Source organism: Haloarcula sp. K1 (assembly GCF_001647155.1).
Classification (GTDB): domain Archaea; phylum Halobacteriota; class Halobacteria; order Halobacteriales; family Haloarculaceae; genus Haloarcula; species Haloarcula hispanica.
Genome location: NZ_LRHL01000003.1, coordinates 12,663 through 27,304 on the forward strand (window position 1 = coordinate 12,663; position 14,642 = coordinate 27,304).

A 14,642-nucleotide genomic window follows, 5' to 3' on the forward strand; every position below is an offset into this window, starting at 1 on the left:
AACACGATCCTACGGATGGTCTCCCGTCGAACAATCGCGCTCCTCCTCGGATCGGCGCTTGTGATTGGTTATGTCCAGTATGATACCGTCTCTGGACCCTTCAAACCTACACTGACTGTGGAAAACAACGACACGACAGCGTATCAACTGTCAGCGTACACTGTCGAAAGCAGAGAGCAGGCGATGTACCTGAATTTCGAGGTCACGACTAGAGATGGCGAACACAGACTCAAGACGCTCTCGCAGTTGATCTGGCCGGATGGGGATCGAAACGTCACACTCGCTGACGATGGGGTCCCCACACAACAGATCACCGTCGCTCCCGGCGAGACGGTGACGACCACGATTGATGGGTGGACGCGTGGGGACGTGACAGTGTACCTCGGCGAGAAAGTCGCCGATAACGGGACGCACGTCTACACTAGAATACGGACGTGTCCCAGAACTGGTCAGGAACACAGTTTGACCTTCGAGGAAGCTGGAACCAGTGGTAGCGCAACCTGTGCCTGAGTGATGCGCTAGTGACGATCCACAACAGCGAGACCGCTCACAAACGTATTACCGCCTCTCGCCCGGGCGTGCATCCCTCGATTCGATCTGGTTGGCCGGGATCGCCGCTGTCCCACGAGAGCCGGTCGAAAAGACGGTTCCGATCGCCACAGAGTGGATCGGTGCCACTACCGCAGTACTCAGAAACCCGCCGGCGACCGGCACGGTCGCGAGACCCCAGTAGGCGAGACCAATGACGATGATGAGGCCGCCGATAGTCATGCCCTGACCTTGTGATCGATGATAGCTCTGCCTGAGTGCCGTCACAAAGCCACGTCCGGTGACTAGCAACGCCGGAAGCAGGAACAGACGGGTCAGAACGAACAGAGCAACCGCCAACAGCAGCAGTCCGAACAGGAAACCAGTGATATCCACCGAGAAACCGCCCAACAGCTGCGGGATGGAGACGACCGCAGCCAGCGCGATAAGATACCTGCTCAACGCACGGGGACCTGAGTGGGTATCGAGGACTCGTGTAATCGTCACCCAACCGGCGATCCCGACTGCGAGTGGAACGAGGGCTTCGAGCCCCACAGCCCAGAGGAGATACCGTGTTTCGAGGTCGACCAACGCACCAACGTGTCGGGCCGTTCGTGCAGTCCCTTGCGGGAACACTGCGTAGTTGACACTGACCGATTGACTGAGCGCGTCGGTTGGTGCCATTGGAATTGAATCGTGCTGGCGAAGCCAGTCGACGAGTGCAACCAGCACACCAACGACGGCGAATGGGACAGCGAGCACAGGGTCGCGACGAATGCGCCCGAGCGCGGACTTGAGAACGCCCAGAGTAGACAGTCGAGGCGTCGGGGATGGGTGTCCAGGTGAAGACACCCTTTCGCTTCCAGCCCCCTCTTTTCGGGGCACTATGCTTCCTCCAGTGCGAGAACTCGGCCACGGTTCGCCAGATACAGCATACCATCCCCGACCATCGGTGGCGAGAGGGGTACTTCCGAAGGATGGTACTCGAACTGTTTCTCACCCGTGGCGACGTCGAACGCCTCCAGTGCCCAGAGTGAGTCCACAGCGTAGACGCGACCGTCAGCGACAACCGGCGTCGTTTTTCCGTCGAACGGAGCTGTCCACCGTGTCTCGCCGGTTGCCAGCGAAAGCGCATGCAGTTCCTCCTGCTCATCGGCAACGAATATCGTCCCGTTGGCTACCGCTGGCGTGCTGTCGGTCACATTCCCGTCAAGGTTGCGTTCCCACAGGAGTGCGCCGTCGGACCTGGTACGCAACTGAACCGACTCACGCGTCGGAATGACGACGCCCTCGTCTGTCGCCACTGGCGGCAGAACTGTCATCCCTTCGAGTTCACGGTGCCAGTGTTGCTCACCAGTATCAGCACGATACGCAGTGGCCTGTTGTGGCCACGCGGTGACAAACACGAGGCCGTCGTCCACCGCGGGTCTGTTGTACGTCCCACTGACTGCCTCGTCTTTGTGATGGGTTTGTTGCCACAGGATCTCCCCACTGTTCGGGTTCAGTGCTACGATTGAGTTCGTCCCAGGTAGTGCCGTGTATATCGTCCCGTTCGCAGTGACCGGCGTTGTTGACTCGGCCGGCCCGAAGAAACCGGGCGTCGGTGATCGCGGTCCTATCCATCGCTCGCCGCCGACGCTCATATCTATGAAGGGAAGTTCCCGTCCGCCATTGGCGTTAAGCCCGTAAACCCCATCTGACCCGGTTATACCGAGTGTCTTCGTCTGATAGATCGAGGCTGGGGCAATCGCTGGAGTTGAGTGATACGGCCCCTGGAAGCTGAACCGCCGCTTCCCAGTCTCGGTATCGAGCGCAAGCAGTCCGTTGCCACCGACGTATAGCGTCTTCCCACGGCGGATCGGTTGGGTACTCCCCCGAAACCAATCCGGGGCCTGGTGTGTCCACGCAACCGCTACATCGTCTTTTGGACCTGATACTTCGGGATTGTGCCCGGTTCCGGGAGGATCGTACCGTCCCATCGGCCAGTCGGAGGGTGACTGACTACCAATACGTTTCTGCGTATCGAGAGACGTGAAGTCAGCTGAACCGGTAATTCCCAAGGCGGCTAATCCCAGAAATCGACGTCGTGAGGAGGGCATCTACTCGCTGGTTTATCACAAGCAAAATTATCGCTGTCGGTCTTTTCGCCGGGTTCACAAGCGGCTGAGTTTCGATGAGAAGCGCTCTTTTCGTAACCCAAATCTGTTCGAATACCAGGCGTCGATCCAAACGGTGACTGACCAACCCAGGTAGTTTCCACAGTACTCTGGATACAGGGTTTTGTTCTGGATGTGAACCCGGTGTAGGGCAGTTTACCCACAGCAGTCCCATGATTGTCTGGGTGTACTGCAACCGCTTTCGAGCCTATAGCTGAGTCTACCCTCCAGTACAGTTATCAAAAATACTACGCTGAAGACTCGGAATGCACTCAATTTCGGTCCAGCTATTGACTAGTGACCCGACCGCGTAGTCCCAAAGACCATGTACTGACCTCCAAAATACCAGCCAGAGATGCCACCTGACCGGCTCCGGAGTATCGTCCCGATGTTCGGCGGCGCAACGAACTACGTCAAGACACTCAATGCAATCCTCGAGTACGTCAACGACCAACAGCCCACTCCCGATGAACTCATCGGCTGGCACCGGGGACACTTCGAACGAGTTTCGAGCCGGGACTCGATACAGCGCCGGATCGACTATCTCGAAGATGTCGGCTTTATCGAACGCGACGGCCACCACTGGCGACTCGGCCCGGAGGGGACCACCTACATCGCCGAGCAAACGACCGAAACGCTCCTTGAAATCATGTGTCGCCGGAACGTCGGCCTCCGGAGCCTGCTGTACTCACTTGTGCCCGCTCCGATGACAATCGAAGAAATCGGGCACCAGCAACTCAAGACGCATACAAGCTTGGGCTGGGATCCGGCCAACACGGACATGGCCAAACAGCGGGCAAACTGGCTCCGAAGCCTCGGACTCGTCCACAAGGACGGCCAGCAGTATGCCCTCACAGATGAGGGCCGCCAGTTCGTTGAGACCGCCGTCGAGCAGTGGGCTGGGTCTACCCCACAGGCCGATGCACCTACCACAGATACTCCGACGGTAACGACCTACGAAACGACGGTTCAGGCCCGTGCAGTTGATCCGGAGTTCCGGGAGACAGTCCTCGTCCAGTATGATAAGACCTGCCCGATATCCGGCGTTGACCACCGCGGGCTGTTGGATGTCGCTCATGTCCTGCCCTGGAGCGACTACCCACAGCACCGGGCGGATCCCACCAATGTCCTCCCACTCAGCAAGATTCACCACGCAGCTTTCGACCGCGAACTATTCACTATCGACCGCAACTATCGGCTGCACGTCAATCCCGACTTCGAGACCGACAGCGACCTGCTGAAACAGACAATCGTCGACCGAGCTGGTGAGTCAGTCCCCCAGCTGGACGGCAACGTCGCACCAACGTATCTCCGGCAGCACAATGACTCTCTCGATTGGGTGACGAATTAATCGGAGCGAAGACTGTGCCTGACGTGTACTTCTCGAACGCTTTCGCGGGGGAGGATACCACAGCACAAAACGGATTCAACCGGGCTTCAGCGGTCGATAACCTCGCCGTCCCCAACAGCTAGTTCGGATTCGAGTTCGGCGATCAGTTTCGTTCCCTCGGCATGGAGTTCGTTCGCCCGTTCCAGCGAGACGTCCCCGTTTTCGAGCTGTTCGATAATCTGTTCGAGCCGGTCGGTCTTGTCGGCGATTGTCTCGTCTTTCATAGTGGAAGCAGGATGTACAGGAGCAGAGCCACAACAAGCAGGCCCAGAGCGAGCAGGACGAGCAGCAGCCGTCGACGCTGGCGGCGATAGGCTGTGGCCTCCTGTTTCCGTTTCCTCTCCTGATCGTACTGGGTGCGTGCTTGCTCTAGCCGGTTCTCAAGATCGGTCAGTGCATCGCGAACGTGCGTGTCGTATGCGCGGTCGAGTTCGCCTTCGAACGAGGACAGGTCCGATTCGGCGGTCCGTCTGTAGGCGTGGGTGAGTCGGTCATCCATCGTCTCCAGCGTCGTCTCGACGGTCGCTGTGTAGGCCGTGTTGAGACGCTCTTCGAGTGTGTCCAGCTCCGCGTCGAGGGTTGTCCGCTCCGGAACGATGTTGCCTACCTCGGTCGGCGTCATCACCCGTCTGTCGGCCACTTCGTCGGCCAGTGTTCGGTCGTTCTCGTGGCCGACCCCAACTACGATTGGCGTCTCGGTTTTGTGGATAACACGGCAGAGCGGCGTTTCGTTGAACACCCGGAGGTGCTTGTCGGACCCACCACCGCGAGTAAGCACGATAACGTCGATCAGCGGGTCGTCATCGAGTTCGCTGATCGCACCCATGATCGACATCATCGCATCGTCGCCCTGAACGCTCGTGTTCTGGATGACGATATCCACGTCGGGATACCGCTCGTGGACGCTGGTGATCGCATCCATCCGGGCATCGCTTGTCGCACTGGTGGCGATTCCGATCCGTTCTGGAAAGTCCGGCAGGGCTTGCTTGTGCTCCGGATCGAGCAATCCATCCGAGTCCAGCAGTTCCCTGTTTTGCTCGTAGATCTGCTGGTACGTGCCCTCACCGACCGCCACGATGTCTTCGACGATGACGGAGACGTTGCCCCCGTCTTCGTAGTACGACAGCGAGCCTTTGACAGCTACCTGCATCCCATCCTCGATTGTGGTGTCGATTGTCGATCGTTTGTACCCAAAGAGCACGCAGTGGATCGTCGAACCCTCGTGGACCAGATCGAGGTGGACGTGGTCGCTTGAGGACACACCATAGTCGGAGACATCACCGACGACGTAATCGAAGGCGAGCTGGTCTGCGCTCTCGACGACTGTGCCGATATCCTCGTTCAGCGTATCGACGTAGGTGATTCGCTCCGTTTGGAGTGCTTCCTGCAGTGTCTCCAGCGACGTGTGCGTCGGCTCCGGCTCCGAACCCATTCGACTCCTCTGTAGTGCGGTTGTGTACTTAAGCCATGGTACTATCTTGTGACAGCGATCCGGACGACCAGACGCGGCCAGCCAGCGGTGTGCCCTGACCGCATTTTGTCGATTTGTGTTGCCTCTTGAACTAGATGATTGAACCAATTGATTGAACCAGTTGATTGAATCGGTTAGTTGAACAAGTTGCTTGAATCAGGAAAATCAATCAATAGGTTATTTCAACTGAAGGCTATAACAACCAGCTATGCTCTCATACAGCACTTACAGCGAGGCCGGCGGCGTCGGCAAGACGACGACCGCCGCGAACCTCGCCGTCGCACACGCCCGCGCCGGTCTCAAACCACTGGTCGTCCCACTAGATCCGCAAGAAGGCAATCTCTCGCGGCTATTTGGCGTCGACAAGGACCGCTCGAAGAACATCGATCATCTCGCCCGGCATATGATCAACCGGCCCAAAGGTGACTTTGAGGATCTCATCGTCACCGCTGAACACGGCGTCGATGTCATCCCTGAACACAACCAACTCGCCGATCTCGGGGACTGGCTCCGCCGCGAACAGGACCAGGCCGCCGCTGTCGGGGATGCGTTCAATATTCACGCCGCGTTACTCAGCACGCTCGCCGATGCTGGCGTTCGTGACGAGTACGATGTGCTGATTTGTGACCCGCCGGCAACGGAAGGCCCACACCTACACAACGCTATCAACGCCACACGGTCGTTGGTTATCCCAGTCGAACCGAGCGCGAAGGGTCAAGCCGCTGTTGAGGGGTTGGAACAGCTCGTTTCCGGGCTTGAAGACACGCTTGAAATCGATGTAGGCGTCCTTGTGGCCGTCCCGGTCGGCGTGAAAGGGACGAACGACCAGAAGCGCGTCCTTAGCGAGATCCCGTACTCGACACCAGAAATCTTCGGCGACCGTACCTCGCTAATGGAAGGGTCGTGGGCACAGCAGTGCTCGGCGTTCACGTATGTCCGAGACCATCGCGACCGTCGACGTGACTACGAGGTCGAAACGCTAGCACAGTACGACCGATTGGCTCGCTACCTCGAAGCGCAAGCCGAGATCGAAGCCCCGAACCCACCGGAACCCGGCGCTATCGAGGAGGTGGCGTAAATGGCGGGCATGAAAGAAGGCCCCGGAGAGGACCCGTTCGCCGAGGAGACGACCGACGAGCAAGACGACCCAGCGCCGGACCCAACACCTGAAACGACAGCCGAATCTCCGTCCGAATCCGAAAGCGATAGCACCGACAACATGAGTACAGACGAAATCCCGTACGTCATTCGCCGACAGACGGTCAAAGAAGACCGCGATAACGAACACGTCGCGTTCCTCCGTGACGAATACGCCGAATTAGAGGACCAAGTGAGGGGCGACGTGGCCGATGAACTCGGTATGCGCTCAAAAGATGTCTCGGTGACGGATCTGCGCGAGGCGTTCGTCGAACTGGCGGCAGAGAATCCCGACACTGTGGCTTCAATACTGGAGAGTTGGGGCTACGAGCATCTCAAGTGACCAAGACCAGACACTATCGAATACGCTGCTCGCACAAAGCAATGGGTCGCAGATCGAGTGGATGACCCACCGGTCGCGATTCATTGCGGCTACCGCATATACTGCTTGCCGTTCCTCTCCCTCATGTATGCCCACAGGAGTCCTATCAGGACGACAATAACGGCGATAACTCCAAGTTTAACGAATTGTATTGGGGCAAGCAAAGGGAAGTCAAATTCGGGACCGAGGAGGTGGAACGCGATTCCGGGGACAGTAATAAGTGCCTCAGTTCGAGTTCCGGTCCAACCTTGTGACGGCATGAACGCAACTCCGGCGAGGAGAGCCCCATAGATGATGAACGGCAGTTGGTAGACCAAATATACGAAGAAGAATCCGCCACCCGACATCGTAAAGAGCCGATAGTACTGCCCCTCATAGGCAATCACATACTGACCCTTTCCGGGGTTGATCGTATCACTGTAGAAGAAACGGTCCGGAAAGTCTTCATGCCCATAAATCGTGTAATGGCCGTCGGGGGATTCGATGGCTCGTCGAACAGGGTCTTGCGCGGAGTTTGAGAGATTATCATACTGGAGTACCGGACTGTTTTCATTGATGTCGGATTCCTCGATAGGCTCAGTAGTGAAGTCTGCCTCCTGGCTCCAGTCCAACATAGTAATTGGAGCACCGATGAGTGAAGCTGCAACTATGAGGGCAAAGATTGAATGGACCAATCGATAATTCATGAGTAGGGTATCTGGAGAAGGAAATAAATGTCTTGTCTGTATGACTAATACAGCGACTCGTGCAGGTCGAATTGACCGGTGCATACGCACACTCGCCAATTGTGACAGTCGATAATACGTTGACGCTGCTGAAGAAGAATGGAATCGGAAAGTGAGGTACTCCGTTCGGGTTAGCGCGGCGTCTGAGTGGCTACACTATAGTACCATTGGAAATCAATGCACACCTGATCGCACGGCGGCAGTGCGATCAGTGTGTACATCGTTTCAATCGTTACTATAGCTGGTGCCTCAGAACCACTCTGAATTCGTTGCCTGTACACAAGACCGACCGTTTGGAGAGCAATTTGAATCCGTCTCCATTCGTTGATTCGGCTGAAACCACGGATCACAGTCCTGTTAAACCCACTGTAGTCTCAACTTCCAACGCAACAATCCATATAGCGATGTGTGCTTTAAAGCGATATTTACCAAACCACCGTAGAGACATAAGTCCAGTACAAGCCACCCGCATCGACGGCTATCTGTTCCCCTCGGAACGCTCGAAAAACGGCCACGTCGACGGAGCCACAATCGCAGGCTAGTTCCACGACCTTGCCGAGAAGGCCGAGTTCCAGAAGAGATCGACGGCGTCGCACGGAAGTCGCACATGGGCCGGCGGTTCTGGTACGATGCGTATTCGCGAACCACGCAGGATCTACTGGAACACGTCCAAGATATCGCTGGCGAGCAGGGTAGTGCAAGTGCCAAAGTCGTGTCTGATGACTATCTGACTGATGAACGGAAGCGCGAACTCCGCGTGTGGGAACTTCCGGTATTCGACCTAGGGGTATTGGTCGGGCAGGCGGTTACCTACCTAGCGGTTGGATTATTTGTCTTCCGGGTTGGGACAGCTAAAGCACCCAAACGGGGTGTTCTCGGGCACTAGTAATGGATGGGAAGCAGTGGCCGATGTGTAATAAACCCAAACGCCACACCAGTGCTATGTGATAACATGAAATATTTCCCACATATTTAGACTGAATTTACAAGTATAAACACCACCATCATGATATAACAAGCGTACACTTGTAAGATGTGGTGATTTAATCGGTTCTATGGTTCTTTCTAGCGGTTTCTCCAACAGACACTGTCGCTAAAAACGCCCCTGTGAGCCGACAGTTCCACCAAAGCTTATTGCAACGACCGCGGGATATTCGATTTCTTCCCATCGCCAAGCAGAATCTCGGACCCGGATCACCAGAGTAATTACCTGACCCTTGACTAAACACGACGTTTTGGGTAGGGTAGGTTACCTAGTTACGACAGAGTCGGTCGCAACATGACGCTCTAAACGCTCGGGGAGTTCGTCGATCTCTCCAGTCTGAATTCTCCACAGCATCGCGTACAACCCGTCTTCCTCCAGCAAATACTTGTGAGTGCCGCGCTCGACTATCTGTCCGTCTTCAATGACCAGTATCCGATCTGCATCACAGACCGTTGAGAGACGATGCGCGATTGCTATCGTGGAGCGTTCCTCCGCAAGTTCAGTCAGACTCCGATTGATCAGCAGTTCCGTTTCCGTGTCAACACTTGCCGTCGCCTCGTCAAGAACGACGACATCCGGATCCTGAAGGAATACTCTGGCAAGCGCGATTCGCTGGCGTTGTCCCCCAGAGAGCTTCACACCGCGCTCCCCGACTTCTGTCCCGTACCCGTCTCGGAGATTCTCGACGAACTCGTGTGCCTGTGCCGCTCGTGCCGCCTGTCGGACGGCTTCGTCACTCGCCTGTGACTGCCCGTATCGAATGTTTTCCGCTACCGTGCCATCGAATAGGAATGGCTCTTGGTTGACGTATCCGATGGACTCGCGCAAGCTCCCTAGCGTCACCTCCCGAATATCGTGCCCGTCCGCTCGTATCTCTCCGCTCGTCACATCGTATAATCGTAAGAGGAGCTTTGCTATCGTCGACTTTCCTGCACCAGTCGGGCCGACGAGTGCAACGGTTTCGCCCGGATTCAGCGTGAACGAGATGTCAGCAAGTACAGGTTCGTCAGCGCTCGACTCAGGATTATTTGTCCCGTAAGCGAATGACACTGTATCGAACTCGACGTGACCATCGATGCTGTCGAGCACCGCTGCGTCGGGATTTTCGGTTACGTACGTGGGTGCTCGTAGGAGTCCACAGATCCGCTTTCCAGAGGCTTTCGCGTTCTCGTACCGGTCGACGACGTCGGAAAGCTTCGCGAGTGGGTCGGTGAGCCGTTGGGTGAGTAACATAAATACGACGAATGTACCGACAGTGAGATCACCCGTTAACGGACCTGGTGGCCCGGTGAACACCCAAGTTCCTCCGACGACGAACGTTGCGAAGAGTATCAATCCGGTTAAAAACCGCATGCCAGGCCGGTAAACAACACTCAATCTGATTGCACTGATCGCATCGTCGTACAGATCTTTCGCCGCGTTATCGATGCGGTTAGCCTCGTATCCCTTTGCTGGCGCTGTTTTGACGAGCAGGCTGCCGCTGATCGCGTTCTGCAAACGAGTGTTTAGATGCCCGACTGACGACCGCCAGCCGGCGTATCGTGGCTCGACCGCCTGGGTGAACCACCATGTGAAACCTATGAAAAGCGGGAGTGCGAGCAGTGTAATCACTGCGAGCTGGTAGTTGAGATGAAGAAGAATTCCCGTAACTCCGACCACCATGACACCGATCCGTACCATGTCTTGAAGTCCGTTGTCGAAGAACCGTTCCAAATTGGTCGTGTCGTTGTTCAGGATGGACATGACCTCCCCAGTGTCTACCTCCTCCTGAAACACCGTGTCTAACTCTTGGAACTTCCTGTAGCTGTCCGCTCGAATATCGTACATAACACCGTGGGCGAAATCATTCATCATATAGTCTCGGAGCCATGCCGTCAAAGCGACCAGTACGAGCGACCCGCCAACAAGCAAGGCTGAGAGCCAAAACTGACTCGTTGCGTCCGATGGCAACCAGGCACTGGGGACGAGAGGAAGTGTATACGCTCCCTCATTGTTAAAGACGGCGTCGATGGTTGTTCCCAGAACTATCGGCGTGACGAGCCCTGCTCCGCGTGAGACGACACTGGCGAACAATCCGAGTGCTAACCGTCGCTGCTTCGTCCGTCCATATCGAACGAACAGACTACGGAGAGGCTGTTCGATGTCCCGTCCGAGTTCGTCGATAGTGGACCCGTCCCCGCCTGTGTTCTCCTCTGTCATGTGTTCAAAACGCTGCTGCTATTGAAATCTTGATTCTCGCAAGTCTGGTCAATGCGTATCATGTGAACTCAGCGAGTGGGTTGGGAATGGTACCGTGATGGCGCACTTTCGGGCGCGTATTGGTGTTCGTGTAGCCGTGATCCAGCAACCGATTCCGGTTGAGACAGTAGTTCCGGAACCGAGGTCTAAAAAGGTCGATTGCTTCGTACCGATCCTCGTATCTCGGGAACTTTTTGTGGTAGTTTTCGATGGTGTTCCGAACGTGCTGCCAGAACGCTGCTTCAGTGAGTCCGTGGGTTCGCTCCAGCGCGTCAGAGACAAACCGGAACACACCGTCGAACAGCGTTCCCACGATTCGATGACAGAGGAGAATCGGTGGTTTCCGCTTCACGATACTGTGCGTGTATCGGTCATCGTCGCGGAGTTCTTCGGGGAGCTTCTCGATCAGTTCAGGGAAGTTCCGGTCTATGACCGCAACCTCGTCAACGAAGTCCGTGATCGCAATCCGGGTGGGAACGTCGTCCTCCAGTATCAGGACGACATTCGTACCGTGCGGCATAAATACAAGACCATAGCGATAGAGACAGTGTAGAATTGGATTCAGCAGAGTCTCCAGAAACTCGGTGAGCCACGTCTCCGGTGTCATCCCCGATCGATCGACGAGTTTTGCCACGACCGGCGTCCCATCGAAGTCATCCTCGTACACTGCAGCCAGAGCTATCGGGGACTCGCTGGAGTCTACTGAAGGCGTGACGCTCTCTCGCCAGACACACCCGAGTAGCTCGTGAAGTTGGTACGGAGCGTCCTCGAGTTGGCTGAACTTGGGGTGTTCGTAGTTCACACCTGCGATTTCTCCGGGAAGGACGAGGTTACAATTGGTTCGAAGATACGGATCGTCGTCTAGGATTGACTGTACGAACTCGGTCACACGAGGGGCGGCTTCAGCTTGCTCACCGAGTATCCCACGGTACACGTTGGTGTTCAGCACGCGTATGGGGAGCTTCACATGCTTCTTCTCGGGATCCGTGACATTTGAGAACGTACGAATGGACTGCTGGGGAAGGTACGTATCGGGACCTTCACCGAGAGGGACGAGCAAGTCGTCCGCGATGTCGCCAGCGAACAGTTGGATAACGCTGTCCGTCCACTGCCAGTCGTGAACAGGAAAGAGAACGTAGTCGTCCGGATCGAGCCCGTCACTCGAAAGCCGTGACCTGAACGCCTGATACTGGTCCCCCAACTCGTTCTCAAGGAGTTCTCTCTGTGAGATCCCAGCAACCGACGTGAACGTGGCCCGATTCTCATGTGCCGCGACCCAGGAGAGTGTCCGCTTACGTTTCGTCTCGGGGGCGTACTTATGGTAGTCGTCGTAATCGAACCCGACCCTGCCTTTGTTATATGTGTACTTGGGATGTCCTTCCAGTTCTCCTTCGACCATTGCGTAGGGGAGGTCAAGAATCGACTCACGCTCACGGTTATCTTTCGACGCGCGAACGTGTGTGTCGGCGACGAGTGTGTTGTAGTACTCTCTGAGGAGGCGTGCGAGGGTTGTCTGGCTGGTTCCCAAATACGCCTGGGCGTCGACCAGGAACTGAATCGGGTCGTCTGCCGGCTCCGGCTCAGTCCCTGCAATACCGTCACGTCGAATGATCGAGTCACAACGGACTCGATAGGTTCCGAGCGCGCGCTGATGCGCGTCGAACTGGTACTCGACACCATCTGTCAACCGTACCACGTATCGAGTCCACTCCTCGACGGGCTCGTCGGATTCTGCGGGGACGGTCCGTGTCTCCGTCGGAGCTAAAAGGCCCTCGCGGGTGAACTCCGCAAATATCTTCCGTAACATAGCCTCGTTCGCCCGCTTCCAGTGGTCGCTTCCGAATGTGGAGCGTACCGTGTCTGAGTACTCCATTATCTGTACTCCCCGTCTGTGTTTGCAATCCGTCTGTCGCTCTTGCAGTGACTGAGTACGAACATCGTAATCGCCTAGTTTTAGGCTAGCCTAAATTATATATAAACCTTGTCCTGCAAGAACGGTGTGTTGTATGGACGGCTAGTAGCCATTGAAAATCAATGCACACCTGATCCACGAGGGCAGTGCGATCAGTGTGTGAATCGTTTCAATTGTTACTATAGCATCGTGCATTTCACACTACAGCGCCTACTTTTTTAGGCTAGCCTAATAACATCTCCTATCGAGGAGTGCTGATGACAAAAGAACCAGCTATCCAGTCCCGATGTGCAGAGGAAGATATCGACCTTGTTCGGTTGCTCTTCGTCACACAGAGCGGCGCAGTTCGCGCGCAAACTGTTGACACGGCCAAACTGGACGAAGCAATCGAAAACGGAACGACCGTCTCACAGTTGATTCAAATGTACAACGCGGTCGGGCGGAGAAACAAGGACGGTCATCTCACGACTGTCGGGGAAGTTCGGCTCCGTCCGGACCCAGACACGTTTCGAGCCCTTCCCTACGCGGAGCGAACAGGAGTCATGTTTTGCAACATACAAACGCTCGACGGGAATCCCTGGACGATTGACGCTCGTTCGTCCCTCCGTTCGTTCTCGCGCACCCTCGAGAGTAAAGGCTTGTCGCCACGAGTCTCCTTCGAGAGCGAGTTCCATCTGTTTGAGCGGAACCCAGAAGGCGGCGACCAGACTATCGGTTCGCCCGGCGCATATCTTACAGAAAGCACGCGCGAAACACACGGGACGATCCTCCGAGCTATCGATGCTCTCGAGGAACAAGACGTCGTTGTGGAAAAGTACCATCCAGAGTACGCCCCCGGAAAGCACGAAATCGTGACAGGTCACCAGTTTGGACTCCGTGCGGCCGATGAGCACGTCCTCGTTCGTGAGACGGTCGACAGCGTCGCCCGATCTGATGGATACCGGGCCACGTTCTTACCTAGGCCGTTTGATAACGCGACGAATGGCTGCCACCTTCATGTTTCACTCTGGGACGGGGAGACGAACCAGTTCTACGACTCTGGGGATGGGAGCCTGAGCCGGATAGGCAAGCAGTTCATTGCCGGTGTGCTAGAGCACGCACCAGCACTTACAGCCCTTGCAGCCCCCACTGCCAACTCGTACGCCCGACTACGACCGCAGAACGGTGCAGCAGGGTACGTCTGCTGGGGACAGGAGAACCGAGAGGCTTTGGTTCGCGTCCCGGCGCTTAACGCGGGCGATCAGAGTGGGAACTCGTTACGACTGGAATTCCGTGGTGCGGACAATGCGGTGAACCCCTATCTCTGCTTGCTGGGACTTCTCGGGGCTGGATACGACGGTGTTGATCGGGGTCTGGAGGTTCCCGAACCACTCTCCGTTGATCCAGGGAATCTCACTGCGGAGGAGCGGTCTAAAAAGTGTGTCGAGCGATTGCCCCGGACGCTTGGCCAGGCGCTTGACGAACTTGAGTCCGACGACGTGTTGCGGGACGTGCTCGGTGGCGCGTTGTTCGAAACATATGTACAGGTAAAACGCAGTCACTGGCGCCAGTTCGCGTACGACAGCGCACAATCGTGGGAGATGGAGCACCTACGAAGCGTGTATTAGGCTCTTACCGCTTACACAGACCCTTGCCACCTCATTCACTGTAACGATGTAGAATAAAATTCCGGCTGTCAGATTTCACCGCCATTTTTCAATCACCCGACAGGCTTTTGT

12 protein-coding genes are annotated in these 14,642 nt (G+C 56.1%); 5 read left to right on the plus strand and 7 right to left on the minus strand.

Annotated elements, in window-relative coordinates:
• Window positions 1–15 precede the first annotated feature (15 nt).
• The gene (locus AV929_RS00960) at window positions 16–510 is read left to right on the plus strand and encodes a hypothetical protein (protein ID WP_064287138.1); all 495 of its coding nucleotides are present in this window, start codon (window positions 16–18) and stop codon (window positions 508–510) included.
• 48 nt (window positions 511–558) lie between these two features.
• On the opposite strand, the gene AV929_RS00965 is transcribed toward AV929_RS00960, so the two are convergent.
• Both AV929_RS00965 and AV929_RS00970 read right to left on the minus strand, forming a co-directional pair.
• Window positions 559–1,290, minus strand: a complete 732-nt coding sequence (locus tag AV929_RS00965) for a hypothetical protein (protein WP_014030820.1) — start codon at window positions 1,288–1,290, stop codon at window positions 559–561.
• 122 nt (window positions 1,291–1,412) lie between these two features.
• On the minus strand, window positions 1,413–2,171 hold the full coding sequence (locus AV929_RS00970; protein ID WP_186764103.1) for a PQQ-binding-like beta-propeller repeat protein: 759 nt from the start codon (window positions 2,169–2,171) through the stop codon (window positions 1,413–1,415).
• An 868-nt stretch (window positions 2,172–3,039) separates the two neighbouring features.
• Here AV929_RS00970 and AV929_RS00975 point away from each other — a divergent pair.
• Window positions 3,040–4,035, plus strand: a complete 996-nt coding sequence (locus AV929_RS00975) for an HNH endonuclease (protein ID WP_080510009.1) — start codon at window positions 3,040–3,042, stop codon at window positions 4,033–4,035.
• An 86-nt stretch (window positions 4,036–4,121) separates the two neighbouring features.
• Here AV929_RS00975 and xseB read toward each other — a convergent pair whose 3' ends face one another.
• Window positions 4,122–4,298, minus strand: a complete 177-nt coding sequence (gene xseB, locus AV929_RS00980; RefSeq protein ID WP_050007341.1) for an exodeoxyribonuclease VII small subunit — start codon at window positions 4,296–4,298, stop codon at window positions 4,122–4,124.
• Window positions 4,295–5,506, minus strand: coding sequence for an exodeoxyribonuclease VII large subunit (gene xseA, locus AV929_RS00985; protein WP_014030825.1), 1,212 nt, complete (start codon window positions 5,504–5,506; stop codon window positions 4,295–4,297). The genes xseB and xseA overlap by 4 nt, the downstream gene beginning before the upstream one ends.
• Window positions 5,507–5,753: 247 nt before the next feature.
• On the opposite strand from xseA, the gene AV929_RS00990 reads away from it, so the two are divergent.
• Together AV929_RS00990 and AV929_RS00995 are read left to right on the plus strand one after the other, a co-directional pair.
• Window positions 5,754–6,623, plus strand: a complete 870-nt coding sequence (locus tag AV929_RS00990) for a ParA family protein (RefSeq protein ID WP_014030826.1) — start codon at window positions 5,754–5,756, stop codon at window positions 6,621–6,623.
• Complete coding sequence (locus AV929_RS00995; protein ID WP_014030827.1) at window positions 6,624–7,025, plus strand: hypothetical protein; 402 nt, start codon at window positions 6,624–6,626, stop codon at window positions 7,023–7,025.
• Window positions 7,026–7,114: 89 nt separating this feature from the next.
• Here the strand turns inward: AV929_RS00995 and AV929_RS01000 are convergent, their stop codons facing one another.
• The 3 genes from AV929_RS01000 to AV929_RS01015 all read right to left on the minus strand — a co-directional run bounded on the left by AV929_RS01000 (window position 7,115) and on the right by AV929_RS01015 (window position 12,885).
• Window positions 7,115–7,750 carry a hypothetical protein gene (locus tag AV929_RS01000; protein ID WP_014030828.1) on the minus strand — a complete coding sequence of 212 codons (636 nt, stop codon included), beginning with the start codon at window positions 7,748–7,750 and terminating at the stop codon, window positions 7,115–7,117.
• Window positions 7,751–9,038: 1,288 nt separating this feature from the next.
• Window positions 9,039–10,973 carry an ABC transporter ATP-binding protein gene (locus AV929_RS01010; RefSeq protein WP_064287140.1) on the minus strand — a complete coding sequence of 645 codons (1,935 nt, stop codon included), beginning with the start codon at window positions 10,971–10,973 and terminating at the stop codon, window positions 9,039–9,041.
• 58 nt (window positions 10,974–11,031) lie between these two features.
• A complete protein-coding gene (locus AV929_RS01015) occupies window positions 11,032–12,885 on the minus strand; it encodes an IucA/IucC family siderophore biosynthesis protein (protein ID WP_014030831.1) in 1,854 nt (617 codons plus the stop codon).
• Window positions 12,886–13,181: 296 nt separating this feature from the next.
• Between AV929_RS01015 and glnA2 the strand changes: the two genes are divergently transcribed.
• Window positions 13,182–14,531 (plus strand): gamma-glutamylputrescine synthetase, encoded by a 1,350-nt coding sequence (gene glnA2, locus AV929_RS01020; protein ID WP_064287226.1) that lies wholly within the window; start codon window positions 13,182–13,184, stop codon window positions 14,529–14,531.
• The last annotated feature ends 111 nt before the right edge of the window (window positions 14,532–14,642 follow it).